Annotated in this window: 22 protein-coding genes; 15 read left to right on the forward strand and 7 right to left on the reverse strand. The window is 61.6% G+C overall.

Features of this window, described 5'->3' with window-relative positions; translation table 11 throughout:
• Positions 1-591: 591 nt before the first annotated feature.
• The 5 genes from NKI19_RS05940 to NKI19_RS05960 all read right to left on the reverse strand — a co-directional run bounded on the left by NKI19_RS05940 (position 592) and on the right by NKI19_RS05960 (position 2,250).
• Positions 592-810 (reverse strand): hypothetical protein, encoded by a 219-nt coding sequence (locus tag NKI19_RS05940; protein ID WP_352490999.1) that lies wholly within the window; start codon positions 808-810, stop codon positions 592-594.
• Between the two features lie 246 nt (positions 811-1,056).
• The gene (locus NKI19_RS05945; protein WP_023675754.1) at positions 1,057-1,230 is read right to left on the reverse strand and encodes a hypothetical protein; all 174 of its coding nucleotides are present in this window, start codon (positions 1,228-1,230) and stop codon (positions 1,057-1,059) included.
• A gap of 168 nt (positions 1,231-1,398) precedes the next feature.
• Complete coding sequence (locus NKI19_RS05950; protein WP_352564264.1) at positions 1,399-1,566, reverse strand: hypothetical protein; 168 nt, start codon at positions 1,564-1,566, stop codon at positions 1,399-1,401.
• A gap of 175 nt (positions 1,567-1,741) precedes the next feature.
• The gene (locus NKI19_RS05955; protein WP_352564266.1) at positions 1,742-1,891 is read right to left on the reverse strand and encodes a hypothetical protein; all 150 of its coding nucleotides are present in this window, start codon (positions 1,889-1,891) and stop codon (positions 1,742-1,744) included.
• 173 nt (positions 1,892-2,064) lie between these two features.
• Positions 2,065-2,250 (reverse strand): hypothetical protein, encoded by a 186-nt coding sequence (locus NKI19_RS05960; protein ID WP_352564268.1) that lies wholly within the window; start codon positions 2,248-2,250, stop codon positions 2,065-2,067.
• 152 nt (positions 2,251-2,402) lie between these two features.
• Between NKI19_RS05960 and NKI19_RS05965 the strand changes: the two genes are divergently transcribed.
• From NKI19_RS05965 to NKI19_RS05980, 4 genes are all read left to right on the forward strand, one after another.
• Positions 2,403-3,689 carry an N-acetylmuramidase family protein gene (locus NKI19_RS05965; RefSeq protein WP_352564270.1) on the forward strand — a complete coding sequence of 429 codons (1,287 nt, stop codon included), beginning with the start codon at positions 2,403-2,405 and terminating at the stop codon, positions 3,687-3,689.
• A complete protein-coding gene (locus NKI19_RS05970; protein ID WP_352564272.1) occupies positions 3,674-3,877 on the forward strand; it encodes a hypothetical protein in 204 nt (67 codons plus the stop codon). Before NKI19_RS05965 ends, NKI19_RS05970 begins: the two co-directional genes overlap by 16 nt.
• Positions 3,877-4,200: a hypothetical protein gene (locus NKI19_RS05975; protein WP_352564531.1), complete on the forward strand. Its 324-nt coding sequence runs from the start codon at positions 3,877-3,879 to the stop codon at positions 4,198-4,200. The genes NKI19_RS05970 and NKI19_RS05975 overlap by 1 nt, the downstream gene beginning before the upstream one ends.
• Positions 4,201-4,375: 175 nt before the next feature.
• The gene (locus NKI19_RS05980; RefSeq protein WP_352564274.1) at positions 4,376-4,675 is read left to right on the forward strand and encodes a hypothetical protein; all 300 of its coding nucleotides are present in this window, start codon (positions 4,376-4,378) and stop codon (positions 4,673-4,675) included.
• Between the two features lie 14 nt (positions 4,676-4,689).
• Here NKI19_RS05980 and NKI19_RS05985 read toward each other — a convergent pair whose 3' ends face one another.
• Positions 4,690-4,965 (reverse strand): hypothetical protein, encoded by a 276-nt coding sequence (locus NKI19_RS05985; protein WP_352564276.1) that lies wholly within the window; start codon positions 4,963-4,965, stop codon positions 4,690-4,692.
• A gap of 187 nt (positions 4,966-5,152) precedes the next feature.
• Here NKI19_RS05985 and NKI19_RS05990 point away from each other — a divergent pair, with 187 nt between their 5' ends.
• The 6 genes from NKI19_RS05990 to NKI19_RS06015 all read left to right on the forward strand — a co-directional run bounded on the left by NKI19_RS05990 (position 5,153) and on the right by NKI19_RS06015 (position 8,328).
• A complete protein-coding gene (locus NKI19_RS05990; protein WP_352564277.1) occupies positions 5,153-5,449 on the forward strand; it encodes a hypothetical protein in 297 nt (98 codons plus the stop codon).
• Between the two features lie 343 nt (positions 5,450-5,792).
• Entirely contained in the window at positions 5,793-6,098 is a 306-nt protein-coding gene (locus tag NKI19_RS05995) for a DUF1236 domain-containing protein (RefSeq protein WP_352564278.1), read from the forward strand.
• A gap of 124 nt (positions 6,099-6,222) precedes the next feature.
• Positions 6,223-6,435, forward strand: coding sequence for a hypothetical protein (locus tag NKI19_RS06000; RefSeq protein ID WP_352452715.1), 213 nt, complete (start codon positions 6,223-6,225; stop codon positions 6,433-6,435).
• Positions 6,436-6,521: 86 nt separating this feature from the next.
• Complete coding sequence (locus NKI19_RS06005; RefSeq protein ID WP_352564280.1) at positions 6,522-6,755, forward strand: DUF2934 domain-containing protein; 234 nt, start codon at positions 6,522-6,524, stop codon at positions 6,753-6,755.
• A gap of 269 nt (positions 6,756-7,024) precedes the next feature.
• Positions 7,025-7,486: a hypothetical protein gene (locus NKI19_RS06010; RefSeq protein WP_352564282.1), complete on the forward strand. Its 462-nt coding sequence runs from the start codon at positions 7,025-7,027 to the stop codon at positions 7,484-7,486.
• A 167-nt stretch (positions 7,487-7,653) separates the two neighbouring features.
• Positions 7,654-8,328, forward strand: coding sequence for a hypothetical protein (locus NKI19_RS06015; RefSeq protein WP_352564532.1), 675 nt, complete (start codon positions 7,654-7,656; stop codon positions 8,326-8,328).
• Between the two features lie 142 nt (positions 8,329-8,470).
• On the opposite strand, the gene NKI19_RS06020 is transcribed toward NKI19_RS06015, so the two are convergent.
• The gene (locus tag NKI19_RS06020) at positions 8,471-8,803 is read right to left on the reverse strand and encodes a hypothetical protein (RefSeq protein ID WP_352564284.1); all 333 of its coding nucleotides are present in this window, start codon (positions 8,801-8,803) and stop codon (positions 8,471-8,473) included.
• 275 nt (positions 8,804-9,078) lie between these two features.
• Between NKI19_RS06020 and NKI19_RS06025 the strand changes: the two genes are divergently transcribed.
• The 5 genes from NKI19_RS06025 to NKI19_RS06045 all read left to right on the forward strand — a co-directional run bounded on the left by NKI19_RS06025 (position 9,079) and on the right by NKI19_RS06045 (position 13,353).
• On the forward strand, positions 9,079-9,333 hold the full coding sequence (locus NKI19_RS06025; protein ID WP_352491007.1) for a hypothetical protein: 255 nt from the start codon (positions 9,079-9,081) through the stop codon (positions 9,331-9,333).
• A 166-nt stretch (positions 9,334-9,499) separates the two neighbouring features.
• Positions 9,500-10,225, forward strand: a complete 726-nt coding sequence (locus NKI19_RS06030; protein WP_352491121.1) for a GntR family transcriptional regulator — start codon at positions 9,500-9,502, stop codon at positions 10,223-10,225.
• Between the two features lie 3 nt (positions 10,226-10,228).
• Positions 10,229-11,269 carry an ADP-ribosylglycohydrolase family protein gene (locus NKI19_RS06035; RefSeq protein ID WP_352564286.1) on the forward strand — a complete coding sequence of 347 codons (1,041 nt, stop codon included), beginning with the start codon at positions 10,229-10,231 and terminating at the stop codon, positions 11,267-11,269.
• On the forward strand, positions 11,266-12,252 hold the full coding sequence (locus NKI19_RS06040) for a PfkB family carbohydrate kinase (RefSeq protein WP_352491009.1): 987 nt from the start codon (positions 11,266-11,268) through the stop codon (positions 12,250-12,252). Before NKI19_RS06035 ends, NKI19_RS06040 begins: the two co-directional genes overlap by 4 nt.
• 39 nt (positions 12,253-12,291) lie before the next feature.
• A complete protein-coding gene (locus NKI19_RS06045; protein WP_352491010.1) occupies positions 12,292-13,353 on the forward strand; it encodes an ABC transporter substrate-binding protein in 1,062 nt (353 codons plus the stop codon).
• The last annotated feature ends 25 nt before the right edge of the window (positions 13,354-13,378 follow it).

Here is a 13,378-nt window from a genome sequence, read left to right on the forward strand (position 1 = left end):
CGAAACTGGAACACGCCGCGGAGGACTTCGGCAACTATCTCAGCGAAGGTTTCGAGGCCTTGGGGCGAGCCCCGCATGACATTGGGCTGGCCCTCCAGGATCTGCACGATTCTCCTTGGGATTTCCTTGAGCAACTGCCCGTCACCCCTGGCTCGGGGGCAGTTGCCGAAGGGCGCTTAGCATTAGAGACAGCTGGCGAGGCTGTTGCAAAAGGACTGGCCATTGTCCGTGGCGGGACGGGCAAGCTTGCTAAGCCACTCGAGAAGTTTGCCACTGGTGGTTCGCGCGCCGCATCAGAGCTCGCCGCTGAGCGTGCGGTGACTCGCCAAGCCGTCGAGACGAAGTCTCTAGTCAAAAGCGGCAGAGGATGCCGCCTACCGCTTGGGCACAGGCGCCAAGCCCGACAAGGCTGAGCTTCTTGAGATAATAAAGTCGATCGCCAGAGACCCCTCTAAGATTAGGTATCCGGCGCCAAGGGCCTCCGCCGCCCAACCGGCCGAGTCATGCTGGAAGGTAAAGCCCATGTCCTTCGTCGCGGGACCGGAGTTGATGCCGGCTAGGCGGTAGAGGAATGATGGAACGAATGGCATATCAGTTACGGTCGAAGTGCGGCTTTGACAACGTCTCAGCGAAAGGCTTTGCTTGCTCAAAGAATCTGAAATGCTTCCAATGCTGGTGTGCCCCTTCGAATAATGCCGGCGCTGCGTCTTCGATGTCCGTATCAATGATTTTGCGTGGGATTAGTTGCCCTTCGGCTAACTGAGCCGACAACCGAAATTGGTTCGCAATAAGCAGGTCAGTCTCTATCATCCATGCGACTCCTCACGGCCTAGGTATTGCGACAAGCGGCGGCGGTTTGCAAGCTTGCAGAGCGCCTGCGCCGCCAGTCTGGACGCCGCTTGAAAATCGCCGAAAAACGTCAGAAGAATTGCTCTGCGAGGCGTGATGCTGTCCGCACCAACATGGCACAGCGGGCCGACCAGAAATCCTACAACTGGGGCAGTATTTCGGAATTGTCAGGGTTCATCGCCGACGCAGACCGGCAGCGGCGGGCCGCTACCGTCTGCTGTCCTGCGGCTTCTGGTGAGGTTCCTGGCTTTTCGACCACCAGACAAAATATAGCGAGCCCATCTTCATCACAGGCACGCGGCGGTCGCGTTCCCGGGCTCGCAACTCACGATAGGTCTTCATCTTCAGAGTGCCGCCAGGCAACCTGATACGCACTGCCATCGGTCCAACTCCCGTTGTGCAACGCAGCAATTTTCGTGCAATGCGGTAAGTAGAGACCTTCCGTTGCGGAAGAGTCAACAGCACCCTCATCAACTTATTTTGCAAGCTGGCCTGCGGAGGCCGGGGCGGGCTTTCCCAGGCGCATCCCAGGCCGAAAGAATAAAGGCGTCACCCTGGCGACTGATCGTCAACCAGGCGCTGGCGGTTCGACCACCAGGTGAAATAGACCCGGCCGATCTTGACGACGGGTATGCGGCGGGCGCGCTCGCGATCGCGCAATTCGCGGTACACTTTCACCTTCAGCGTGCCGCCCGGCATTCTGATACGCACTGCCATCGGCCCGCCTCATTGTGCAATGCAGCATCAAAGACCTTCCGTGGCGGAAGAGTCAACGACTGCCGCTGACTTTTTCTGGGATTTGTCGAGCGGTCTCGGAAGTTTTGGCGCGCACGGCGGTTCCTGATCCTGCATGGAAGCGTCAATGCCCAGTCGGGATCGTCGGGTGCGCGGGCTACTTCCTGGGCGAGGATTTGTTGGGCGAGGATGGACGATCGGACATCCCGCTCGGCCACCAGATGACGAAGTAATTGCCGACCTGCCAAACCGGCACCTCGCGCTTCTGCTCGCGACGCCGCAGCTCGACCCTTTTCTTGATCTTCAAAGTCCCGCCTGGAAGCCTGATTCTTATTGTCACGTGTCCTCCCGTACCCGCTACAGGTACGAACGATAGACGGGAACAGTTTCATCCCGGCTAAGCAATTTCATCCAGGTCGAGCAATTTCGGGGCCGGTAAACGCAACGTGCCGGGCCGGCGCGAAATCGCCGGAACCGGCTTCATTTGAAGAAATCCGCAATGCCGTTGATGGCCAGCACCGCATAGACGATCGGTCCGGCGATAAACGCACAATAGAGGCAGAGGATCGCCGCCAGCACCGCGAGCAGCGGCTTGTCGCGGCCGACGGCGCGGAGTTCGGACTTCACCGACCAGCGCGCCGCGGCGGTTTGTTCATCATCAGACATGTGCACCATCCCGCGGCCATTTCACACGGCGGGTCGAAAACATCAACCTTCCTTGCCACATCGGCGCGCGCTGCCGCCCAATTCTGCTTTGCCGCCACGCATCTGTTTTTTCAACTTCAAAACCTTGCCCGCAAGGGCGGAAAGGACTGCCCATGGACATAACGTTCAAGGGCGCCGCCAGGCGCCTCGATGACATAGACTTGCCGAAACTCGGCGCCCGGATCGGCGTCGGCGAGGACGAGATGCACGCGTTCCTCGATGTTGAAACCAGCGGGCACGGCTTCGACGCCGTTGGCCGGCCGGTCATCCTGTTCGAACCGCACGTCTTCTACCGCAATCTGTCGGGTGCCAAGCGGGCTACAGCGGTAGCCGCCGGCCTCGCTTATCCGAAGTGGGGCGAGAAGCCCTATCCCAGGGATAGCTACCCACGGCTCAGGGCAGCTTGTGCGATCGATGAAACCGCGGCGCTCAAATCCGCTTCGTGGGGGCTGGGCCAGGTTCTCGGCGAGAATTTCAAGGCGGCCGGCTTCCTTACCGTGGAGGCGATGGCCGAGGCGATGATGGCGGACGAGGCGCTGCAGCTCGGCGCGGCGATCGACTTCATCGTCGAGAACCGGCTCGACGACAATCTGCGCAACCATGACTGGGCTGCTTTTGCCAAGGGCTACAACGGCGCCGGCTACCGCAAGAACGCCTACGATACCAGGCTTGCCGAGGCCTATCGCAAATGGTCGCGCATCAAGGATACGCCTTGGCCGTCTGCCGGCCCGGCGTCATCGGCGGTCGTCCCTGCAGCCCCGCCAGATCCCGCGAAGCCAATTGCCGTTCCACAACCGACCGCCACGCCTGCGCCCTCTGCGCCTCGTGTGCCTGCCGCCAGGCGCGGCCTCTGGGCAGCGCTGATCGCAGCCATCCTCAAAATATCAGCCATCCTCAATCTGTTCGGAAGGAAACGACATGTGGACCCGGATCAAGAGCTTCTTCCGCGACAGCGAGACAATATTCTGGGCGCGGCTTCAGACGGCCATCGGCATCGCTGCGACCATCGTCACCTATGTCGACCCGCAGGTGCTTTCGCCGATCATTCCGGGGGAATGGTTCCCCTGGTTTCTTGTAATCAACGGCGTTTTGACCGAGTTCCTGCGCCGCCGCCGCGCCGAGGATTTGTGATGGCAGCGCTTCTCAGCATTCTCAGCGCCATCATCGGCAACAAGGTCGTCATGACACTATTCGCTGCCGTGGCGGGCGGCATCGGCCTCTACGTTGCCGGCGGCATCAACCGGGCGAAGAAGGAGGCGGTCAAACAGGCAGAGGCAAAAGTCGCGGCCGCCGAAGACCGCCTCGAAATGAGGCGCGAGGCCGCCGCCGAAGCGCGCAAGGCTGCCGGCATGCCCGATGCGGCAGCAAGAGCGGAGGCTGCGAAATGGGCAAAGCGCTGATCCTGTGCCTGGTGCTCGCCGGCTGCACGACAACCGCGCCGGCCGGCAATCCGCGGCAAGTCTGGTGCGACCACAACCAGCCGCGCCGGCCATCCGCCCCGGTCGTCGCCGCCATGAGCCGGCCCGAGCTCGACGAGATGAACGCCTTCAACGGGCAGGGCGCCAGATGGTGCGGGTGGACGCCATGATGCACGAGCTGCTCCACGTCCTGGGCATCAAGGCGCCGGTGTTGGTCGCCGGCCTGTCCGGCGGCATTTTGCGGGCCTTGTCGCGCCATCGCTACAAGGTCCGCGAAATGGTGGCCTCGCCGATCTGCGGCGCGCTGGCGGCGGCCTATCTGACGCTGCCGGTCGTGCATTATTTCCGCGCCGCCGGGCTGCCCATTCCTTCTCCCGACGACGACACCACGACGCTGGCCGCGGCGTTCCTAATCGGCGTCTCGGCCATGTGGATCTCAGACATCGTCTTCGAAATGATGGTGCGCCGGTTCGGGCCGGTGAAGGAGGAGTAAGCCGCCCAAGCCCGACGAAATAGTGACGTTCAGTTGGAGCCCGCCGCGCCGAAAGGTGCGGCGGGCTTTTTGCATTTTTCCTCGCATTCTGTACGATCTTTCTTTCGCGACAGGGCGGCTCGATCCGGCGTTTGCCAGATCAAGATGCGCGTTAGGCTTCACGGGAGGTGGTTTCATGCTTGCCAGAGTCCTGACAAAAGCGGCAGTCCTGACAGCCGGGGCGCTTGTGTTTGCCGCGACGGCCGACGCCCGGCCGGACAGCCGCGCGATGACATGCGAACAGACACAGCTTCTGATCCAGAGGCATCGCTCGGTGGTGCTCACCACCGGCCAGAACACCTACGACCGTTACGTCCGCCAATTCGGCAATGAATGCGACTGGCCGCAGGTGCCGCGCGCCGCGTATATCAAGACGCGTGACGGCCAATGTCTGGTCTATCGCTGCCAGGAGCCGGTCTTCGACCTCCCGAATTGAAAGCAGGCGGCGGCTCATTCCTCGTCGAAAGAACCACCCTCGCTTGCAAGGTCGCGCGAAATGACGCGTTCGTCGGCATCGTCCGGCAAGGCCTCGTCGCTTTCCTGATAAGCGTTATCGTCATCTTCCTCCGGCAGTTCGCCGTCTTTCTCGACGTCATAGCGAATATCGCCGTTTTGCGGCACGCCGCCAGGGAGGATTCTCCCGCTCCCGATGGCATCCCAGTCCTGTTGCTGGATCGTCGGGCTCTCGGTCTCGTCGTCGGTTCGTTCTTTCCTGCGCGGTTCCATCGCCGGTTCTCCATAATGTCAGCGGCCCTGAATTGGCTCAGTGGTTGAACTCATAAGTCTGGCGGCCGGTTCCGGGCCGCTGCGGTCCGGGCGCGTTGCCGCACGACGGAACCAATCGCGCCCGCCTGCCTTCACATTCAGAAGATCTTGGCACATTCAGAAGATCTTGGCGCGAAAGGAGCTTGACATGAGACCGCTCATTTTCTTGCCGTATATGCTAGGTGCGCTGGTGCTGGCGGTGCCGGCGGCTGCGCAGCCGGGCGAACAGGCGCAATCCGACCGCTGCAAAGTCGAGCCGCCCGACAAGAACAGCCAGCAGCAGAAGCCGGCCGGCAACAATTTGTCCGATACGCTCGAGCCATGCGGTGGGGTCCTGAAGCCGCCGCCGACGGGCGATCAGGGCATGGCGGCGCCACCGCCGGATGAGGGCAGGACCCCGGTGATCAAGCCCGGCGAGGTGCCGCCACAGCCGCCAAAGCAGTAGCAGCGACGAGCGGCAACTTCGCGCCGCTTGCGCCGGCAGGTTTGTTGCACTCGCTTAGGAACATTAGCTTGTCCTAAATGTTATTTTAGACGCAGTAGATATCACCCCCCCTCCGGTATCGCTGCTGATCGGGAAACCGATCGGCCCGCGTCTTGCGACGCGGGCCACCGCCGTTCATTTGCAGTGCATTCGCCGCATCGCGCGGGCACTTCACCGTTATTCGATTAGCCGCCACTTACGGAACAACAAGGTGGCGTGGGCGTTTGCCTAGAGGGTTCGCCGCTTCGACCGGAATGCCGTGTCGCAATTGTAAGGGCGAGGCCCGTAACAACAGGAGTAGACGATGAAAATCCACCTCGTTCCTGCTGCGGCGGGATTGGCGTTGCTTGCCGGCGTCGGCGTGGCCACCGCGGACCAGGTGATTGTCACGCCCGAACAGCAGACAGTCATCCGCGAATACGTCCACAAGCACCCGCTGGCGTCGATCAATCTTCTGGGGGTGGAGCTCAATATCGGTTCCACGTTGCCCGATACGGTCGAGCTGCAGCCGATCGATGTTCCCGACGTACATTACAGATACGTTGTCGTCGGCAATCGCACCGTGCTCGTCGACCCAGGCACCCGCAAGATCGTGCAGGTCATCGAGTGATCGGCGTTCCCAAACCGCGAACCGGGTTTGGAAAGGTCACGGTCTAATAACCAAATCAGAGCTCCATCCCGAGCGATCGGGATGGAGCCGCTGTCGTCTCGAAACAAGGAAAGGAGCCATTCCCATGCTGCCGCATGTCGAGCCGGTCAACGTGGCCGCAGCCGTCGACAAACTGCTTGCTGAACGAGGCGATGGCCTGCTGTCGATGAAGGCGGCGATAGCACTGTTGCGCGAACGCACCGGAACCGAGCGCTCGGACGCCGACCTTGAAGGGCTAATCATCAAAAAGGCGGCGCTCCTCGGCGTCGCGGTCCTGTGTGACAGAGAGGTTCAATGACGCTGTTGCCTGCCACTCAAGACGCCGGTCGAAATTTCAGCTAAAACAAAGTTGTTTACGCATGAACCGAGTCGACGGAGGTATCAGTGACGGACAGGCAGGAACGGATTCGCCAGCGAGCACACGCGATCTGGGAACAGGCAGGCAGGCCCGACGGGGCGCATCAGCAGCATTGGGATCAGGCTACCGCCGAAATCGACGCAGAAATCGCCACGAAAGAGAAGACCGCCAGCCGGCCGAAGCCGACACCACGTCAGCCTAAAACGGCGCCCGCCACCAAGGACGGAAGCAAACCCAAGGCGCGACCACGTAATGCGTGAACTCGAGCGGATTTGATTCCAACGCTGGATCTCGCGGTTGGTTGGCCCATCAACTTGGCGCACGTCGTTCCGTGACCGGCAGCGGAACCAGTCCTGACCGGTCCGCTGCCGCAAGCCCACCTGCGATGGTAAGCCCGATTGGTGCGGGTAACTACTTACCGCAATTGTTGTCGTTGACAGTCGGTGAAACCGTCCCGGTAGGTTTGTTGGACGCATCGGGTTGAGCTCCTTGCGGGGTTGCAGGGCAGTTTTCATCCGCATTGGAGTTCATGGCACCTGTCGTACCCATCGTGCTGCTGGTCGTGCCAGGGTCAATACTGTTCGGCTTGGGCTGGACGACGATGCTCTTCTCGCTGCCAGGCGCGTTGTTGTCCGATCCGGCGTTCTGGGCCATCGCCGCGGTCGCCAGACCGGCTGCAAGTATGGAAGCTGTGAGGATTTTCATAAGCATGTTGATCTCCATCATTCGGCTATCATCATGTGGCGACTACAGAGAAAACAACCCGGGTGATGGAAAGGTTCCGGCAAAAATGACGCAGCAGGTGAAGCAAACCGGCGCAGCGCGGACCTTCTCGGCCCATTGTTCTATTGCCATGGGTCGGTTTGATGTTGTGGTTTGCAGATTAGGAATTCGCCTTCTTTTGGCCGCCGACCGTCGCGACGTTCGTCTGTTGCGGCGCTATCAGCTGATTCTCGCATCGCTTCAATCGGTAGAGGCCACCTCGAAGTAAAACTTTCGGAAAATTTCACTACAAATTTCACGCGGCTGTTTTTTGAAAATATACCATGAGGCCAGCGAGTTGATCGGCAAAGAAACCGATCATCTTCTTGCAAATTAGTAGGTATGCAACCGGCGACGTCGCGGGCTGTTCAGCGCAACTACAGCAAGGAGAGTGTTATGACCACCATAATCAAAACAATCACCGATGCAGTGGCAGGCAGCGCAGTTATTTTCATGCTCTCGATGCCCGTGAATGCCGCAGACGGAATTGCCGTTGGTGTTGGAACATCCATCGGCGACAACGGCGGCATCAAAGCCGGCCTCGGCGCGATGGTTGGCGGTCGCGGCGGCCTCAACGCCGGTGCCAGCGCAACGGTTGGTGGCAGCGGCGGCATCAAGGCAGGCCTCGGTGCCTCGGTTGGCGGCAGCGCCGGCATTAACACCGGTGCCGGCGCAACGATTGGCGGTTCCAGTGGCATCGCCGCGGGCGCCGGCGCATCGGTCGGGGGCAGAAGCGGCATCAACGCCGGTGCCGGCGCGACGATCGGCGGTCCAAGTGGCATCGCGGCGGGCGCCGGGTTAGGTATCGGCAGCGGCATTAACGCGGGCGCCGGGGTCAGGGTCGGCAGTGGCATCAATGTCGGCGCCGGTGTCGGGATCGGTGGGGGAAGCAATCCGGACAATCCGTCCAACCCGGGCAGCCCGTCCAATCCCAGCTTGCCCCAGGTCGTAGCCGACATGTCGGGCGACAAGTTGGCCAGAATGAAAAAGCGCTGCGTTGACGTGCTCAGCAGCGAAGGCACTTACGACAGCGATCTGCGCCAATTGTGCCTGCTTATCGCCCGCCGCTAAGGCGAATACATCGGATGAAATGTCGGACCGGGCCGAGAGGCCTTCGTCCACCAAACCTCCAGTAGTCCAAAGCCCGCCATTGCGGCGGGCTTTTTGCCGAGCACGTGGCGGTAGCATGGCTGGGCTCACAAGAGCACGCGCCTCAATGCGTTTGACGGCCAAGATCCGGCGAAGCGGACGCTCCGTCTTCCAGGGAGTCCCAGCCCACTGCGGGGCTGCTTTGCGTTGGCTGAGGGCACGCAAATTCCGCCAGATCGGTTTCCGCGAAGCCGTCGAACTCAATAGCCGCCCCGTAGAGCTGGGCTGCTTGCATGACGAGCCATTCGATGTCTTCGCGCGCAACATTCTCGGCGAGGTTCTGCAGTCGCGCGGCTTCGGCGACAGCAGTCAGATTGATAGCAATCCCGGACCGCAATGTAGCCCGAACTCGGGAACTGACGTCTTCGTGCAGGCGAACCGAAAATCCGTAGCGCATGGAAAAACCTTCCCTTCAGGAGCGGTTTGTCCCTCGTGTTCTACCATGCGCCCAGGTTCCGCGATTGGCAAGCGAAATCCTCAAAAACTCTTTTTATGTCAAATAGTTAGCGTATTTTGTTGATTACCCATTTGATGCTTGGTCCGCTTCATCTGACTTCTGCATGACTCGCTCATCTGAAGGCCTTGACGCATTCTGCTCACGTACCTAATTCTACAGAAAATTAGGAACATACTAACTCAGCTGCATTTAGGCTGGTATGACTGGAGGCCGAGATGTCCGAACTGGAACGCCCGGAACGATTGCAGATCATGCTGACCGTCGATGAACTGGCGGCGTTGGAGAACTGGCGCTTCGACAAGCACATGCCGAGCCGGTCGGCCGCGGTACGTGAGCTTTTGAGGCGAGGTCTCACAGCCGATGGTTTCCTGACGGCGGCGCATGGGACCAAGTCGCGCGACTTCGGCATTCTGCCGCATTCTGCAGATGGTGACGGGGCAGTCGACGGGTCTTCCAGCAGCGAACAGTGACATCTCCAGCGATCCGTTCGCCCGCCGCACCTCGCATGGCCTCATGGCCACTGGGTATCATCAAGTGGCTTGGTTATCTGTGTGGCCCCTCCCGCTGTTGGTTGACAGAGCTGGCTTTGCAGATACATTGCACAGGATTATACAGGTGCAATGAACAGGTATGCTTATGGTCCGCCGCGTGGTTCCATCGTCTCCCGGCACGGGCAAGCCCGAACAGATCGCCACCGTTCTCGAACAGGAAATCCGCTCCGGTGTCCTCGGCTTCGGCGACCGGCTGCAAAGCGAGAACGAGCTCGTCCAGCGTTTCTCCGTCAGCCGCAACACCGTCCGTAAGGGCCTCGAGGAACTGTCCAGCCGCGGGCTGATCACCACGAAAGTCGGCATCGGCTCTTTCGTCACCTTCGATGGCAAGCCCGTTGATGACTCAATCGGTTGGTCGCGGGCGCTCGCCAACGCCGGCGCCAATGCCGAGACGCGGACGCTGCGGCTCGAGGTGATCGAGGACCCTGATCTTGCCGCACTGCTTGGTATAGAAAACCCGTTTTTCATCGCTGTCGATCGGGTGCGCACCAATGCCAGCGACGGCCACGCTATCTCCATTGAGCGCAGCCGCCTGCCATTGTCACCCGAACTGGAGGACGTGCCGTTACGCGGTCTGCGCGAAGGCTCGCTCCACCAGACGCTCCGCGGCGCCGGTCTCATTCCAGACCATGGCGAGGAATGGGTCGGCATCGAAATGCTCAACCCAGAGGACGCCGCCATCCTCGGCTGCCCGCAAGGCACGCCGTTCCTGCGCGGTTGCCGCTTGACCCGCGCCGCCGATGACCGGCCGATCGAATATGTGACCAGCCTGCTCAACCCGGCGCATTTTGCGCTGCATATGAGGTTCTGAGTGATGCCGGACGACACCGGGAGCATAACCGATCGGGCCATGGGAGCGCTTGTGGGCGGGGCACTGGGAGATGCGCTGGGAATGCCGACGCAGCTTTTGTCGCCGGCACGGATTGCCGAACTCTACGGTCATGTCGAGGACTTCATTGCTCCTTTCGCTGACCATCCGGTGTCGAAGGGACTTCCGGCCGGGACGATCACCGACGACACAGAACAGGCGCTTCTGCTTGGCCGTATCCTGGTCGAATCCGGTAACCGGTTCGACCATGCGCGGTGGGTCAACGCGCTGCTCGACTGGGAACGCGATGTCATGGCGCGCGGCAGCTACGACCTGCTGGGACCATCAACCAAACGCGCCATCGACGCCATCAAAAGTGGCGTGGCGCCGGAGGAAGCGGGGCGCGGCGGCGACACAAATGGTGCGGCCATGCGCATCGCGCCAGTCGGCATCATGATGCCGCCGGAGCCGCTGGAAGCGCTGGTCGCCAAAGTTGCCGAGACCTGCCGTGCGACGCACAACACCTCGATTGCCATTGCGTCCGCAGCTGCAGTTGCGGCCGCCGTCAGTTGCGGCGTCGCCGGCGGCGACTGGCGCGCCGCTTCCGACAGCGCCATCGCCGCGGCGAGACACGGGGCAACGCTCGGCCATTGGGTGACCGGCGGTGACATCGCCGCGCGCATTGGGTGGGCGCAGAAGCTCGTACGAGGCAAGGAGACGAGCGACGCGATCCGGCTGATCACCGATCTGGTCGGCACCGGCGTCGCCAGTCAGGAGTCCGTTCCGGCTGCATTCGCGGTGCTGGAAGTCGTCGGCGGCGATCCCTGGCAAGCGGCAGTCATCAGCGCCAATCTCGGTGGCGATACCGACACGATCGGCGCCATCGCGGCCGGCATGGCCGGTGCCTACACCGGCCTTTCCCTATTGCCACAGAAACACATCACCCGGATCAAAGGCCTAGACATTGGGCGGGTGCGCGCGCTCGCCGCCGACTTGGTCGCCCTGCGGACGGCGAAGAGCAGGTCCGGCAAGGATACGGCGGCATGAAGGGGCGTCTCGTCCATGTCGGCAGCGCGGTGGTCGACTATGTTTACCGCATCGATGCCTTGCCGGCACCGGGCACGGAGAAGACTGCGTCGAGCTATGCGCGAGTCGCCGGCGGCGGCTTCAACATGATGGTCGCGGCCAGCCGCACCGGCATGAAGGTGGTGTTCGGCGGCCAACTCGGCAGCGGACCCAATGGCGACTTCCTGCGCAGCGCCTTCAACGCCGAGGGTATCAGTACTCTGACCCCGCCATCGCCCATGATGGACAGCGGCCATTGCGTCGCCATGATCTCGAGCGATGCCGAACGCACTTTCGTGTCTTGGCCGGGTGCTGAAAGCGTGCTCAGCCTCGACATGCTGGCGCCCGTGGTGGTCGCTGCAGACGACTGGGTGTTCACGTCAGGCTATACGCTGAGCTATCCCAAGAGCCACGACGCGCTCACCGACTGGATCGAGGCGCTTCCGGCCGACACACCGCTTGTCCTCGACCCTACACCTGTCATCACCGACATTCCCCGCCCTATCCTGTCGCGGATACTCGCCCGTACTACCTGGTTGAGCTGCAACACGACGGAAGCGGCCGCGATTGCCGGTCCGGGCGCCGTCGAGACACTCGCGTCACGGCTGCTAAGCGACCACTCCCCTAAGGCCATTGGCGTCGTCATTCGTGCCGGCGCGAAAGGCTGCCATGTGCGGCTGGCCGACGGCTCGGCGCAAACGATCGCCGGCTTCGAGGTCGACGCTATCGACACCAATGGCGCCGGCGACACTCATATCGGCGCTTTCGTCAGCGCGCTGGCGCGCGGCGTGTCGCCTTTTGAGGCGGCGCGCTACGCCAATGCGGCGGCGGCCATTTCCGTTACCCGCCACGGTGGTTCATCAGCGCCGACCGTCCACGAGATCCAGACATTTCTAAGCCATGCCGGCGGTCCGCCGATCGGCCTCCATGGCCCGAAGCAAGAGGCCAAACGCCCGACAGCCTGACAAAGCCCGGGAAGCGGGCAAACACAGAGAGGAACGAACATGCGCATGCCCGACTTGACTGCCCTGCTGACGGCGACCGCCGTCCTCACCTCCGCACTTGCATTTGCCGCCAGGGCCGACGAGGTGCACGTACTCAACTGGAAGGGCTATGGCGCCGACGAGCCCTGGGCCATAGCCGCCTTCGAAAAGGCGACCGGCAACAAGGTCGTCAACGACTTCTTCAATTCCGAACAGGAAATGCTGACCAAGCTCAGGACCAATCCCGGCCTCTACGACGTCGTTATGATCAACGCCGCCTTCAACAACCAGGCAATGGCGGAAAAGCTGATCCAGCCGATCGACACATCCAAGCTGCCGAACTATGCCGACATCAGCAAAGACAAGGCGAGTTCGCCGATGCTCGTCCATGACGGCAAGGTCTATGGGGTACCTTGGGTCTGGGGACTGACTGCGCTCGCCATCAACGACAAGTCCTTCGACAAGCCGCCAACGAGCATCGCCGAAATGTGGGATCCCGACCACAAGGGCCGCGTTACCATCCGTGACGATGCCGTCGAGGCCGTGCAGTTCGGCGCCATCGCTACCGGCCAGAACATCAACGACGTCAAGGACATGGAGGCGGTCAAGGCGAAGCTGACCTCGCTGATGCCGCAGATCAAGACGTTCTGGAGCTCGGAGAACGACTGGAACCAGATGGTTGCCTCCAACCAGATCGACATCGGCACCTATTGGAGCGGCTCGGCCGACCGCGCCAAGACGCATTTCAAGCTGCCGGTCTCGCTGGTCATTCCCCAGGAGGGTGCCGTCGCCTGGCTTGACGCCTTTTCCATTCCGGTCGGTTCCAAGAACGTCGCCGGGGCGCAAGCCTTCATCAACTACATGATCGACCCGAAGTTCTATGTCGAATGGGTCACCAAGGTCGGCGCGCCGGTGTCGGCCAACACCAAGGCGGTCGAAGCGCTGCCAGAGGGTTCCTTCAACCGCAAGGTGATGGGCGACCCGGCAGTCGCCAAGCGCATCCAGTTCCAGGCGCCGATTACTGACGCGCAGCGCGAGACCTATCTGGCGCTCTGGCAGCAGCTCAAGGTCGACGTGAAGTAACAGCAGAAGCCGCGATCAGCCGACC

Source organism: Mesorhizobium sp. M0751 (assembly GCF_040320265.1).
Taxonomy (GTDB): Bacteria; Pseudomonadota; Alphaproteobacteria; order Rhizobiales; family Rhizobiaceae; genus Mesorhizobium.

Excerpts from the sequence above, each read along its gene's own strand:
- NKI19_RS05940 (WP_352490999.1), bottom strand. The coding sequence starts at position 810 with ATGATAGAGACTGACCTGCTTATTGCGAACCAATTTCGGTTGTCGGCT.
- NKI19_RS05945 (WP_023675754.1), bottom strand. The coding sequence starts at position 1,230 with ATGGCAGTGCGTATCAGGTTGCCTGGCGGCACTCTGAAGATGAAGACC.
- NKI19_RS05950 (WP_352564264.1), bottom strand. The coding sequence starts at position 1,566 with ATGGCAGTGCGTATCAGAATGCCGGGCGGCACGCTGAAGGTGAAAGTG.
- NKI19_RS05960 (WP_352564268.1), bottom strand. The coding sequence starts at position 2,250 with ATGTCTGATGATGAACAAACCGCCGCGGCGCGCTGGTCGGTGAAGTCC.
- NKI19_RS05965 (WP_352564270.1), top strand. The coding sequence starts at position 2,403 with ATGGACATAACGTTCAAGGGCGCCGCCAGGCGCCTCGATGACATAGAC.
- NKI19_RS05970 (WP_352564272.1), top strand. The coding sequence starts at position 3,674 with ATGGGCAAAGCGCTGATCCTGTGCCTGGTGCTCGCCGGCTGCACGACA.
- NKI19_RS05975 (WP_352564531.1), top strand. The coding sequence starts at position 3,877 with ATGCACGAGCTGCTCCACGTCCTGGGCATCAAGGCGCCGGTGTTGGTC.
- NKI19_RS05980 (WP_352564274.1), top strand. The coding sequence starts at position 4,376 with ATGCTTGCCAGAGTCCTGACAAAAGCGGCAGTCCTGACAGCCGGGGCG.
- NKI19_RS05985 (WP_352564276.1), bottom strand. The coding sequence starts at position 4,965 with ATGGAACCGCGCAGGAAAGAACGAACCGACGACGAGACCGAGAGCCCG.
- NKI19_RS05990 (WP_352564277.1), top strand. The coding sequence starts at position 5,153 with ATGAGACCGCTCATTTTCTTGCCGTATATGCTAGGTGCGCTGGTGCTG.
- NKI19_RS05995 (WP_352564278.1), top strand. The coding sequence starts at position 5,793 with ATGAAAATCCACCTCGTTCCTGCTGCGGCGGGATTGGCGTTGCTTGCC.
- NKI19_RS06000 (WP_352452715.1), top strand. The coding sequence starts at position 6,223 with ATGCTGCCGCATGTCGAGCCGGTCAACGTGGCCGCAGCCGTCGACAAA.
- NKI19_RS06010 (WP_352564282.1), top strand. The coding sequence starts at position 7,025 with ATGGCACCTGTCGTACCCATCGTGCTGCTGGTCGTGCCAGGGTCAATA.
- NKI19_RS06015 (WP_352564532.1), top strand. The coding sequence starts at position 7,654 with ATGACCACCATAATCAAAACAATCACCGATGCAGTGGCAGGCAGCGCA.
- NKI19_RS06020 (WP_352564284.1), bottom strand. The coding sequence starts at position 8,803 with ATGCGCTACGGATTTTCGGTTCGCCTGCACGAAGACGTCAGTTCCCGA.
- NKI19_RS06025 (WP_352491007.1), top strand. The coding sequence starts at position 9,079 with ATGTCCGAACTGGAACGCCCGGAACGATTGCAGATCATGCTGACCGTC.
- NKI19_RS06030 (WP_352491121.1), top strand. The coding sequence starts at position 9,500 with ATGGTCCGCCGCGTGGTTCCATCGTCTCCCGGCACGGGCAAGCCCGAA.
- NKI19_RS06035 (WP_352564286.1), top strand. The coding sequence starts at position 10,229 with ATGCCGGACGACACCGGGAGCATAACCGATCGGGCCATGGGAGCGCTT.
- NKI19_RS06040 (WP_352491009.1), top strand. The coding sequence starts at position 11,266 with ATGAAGGGGCGTCTCGTCCATGTCGGCAGCGCGGTGGTCGACTATGTT.
- NKI19_RS06045 (WP_352491010.1), top strand. The coding sequence starts at position 12,292 with ATGCGCATGCCCGACTTGACTGCCCTGCTGACGGCGACCGCCGTCCTC.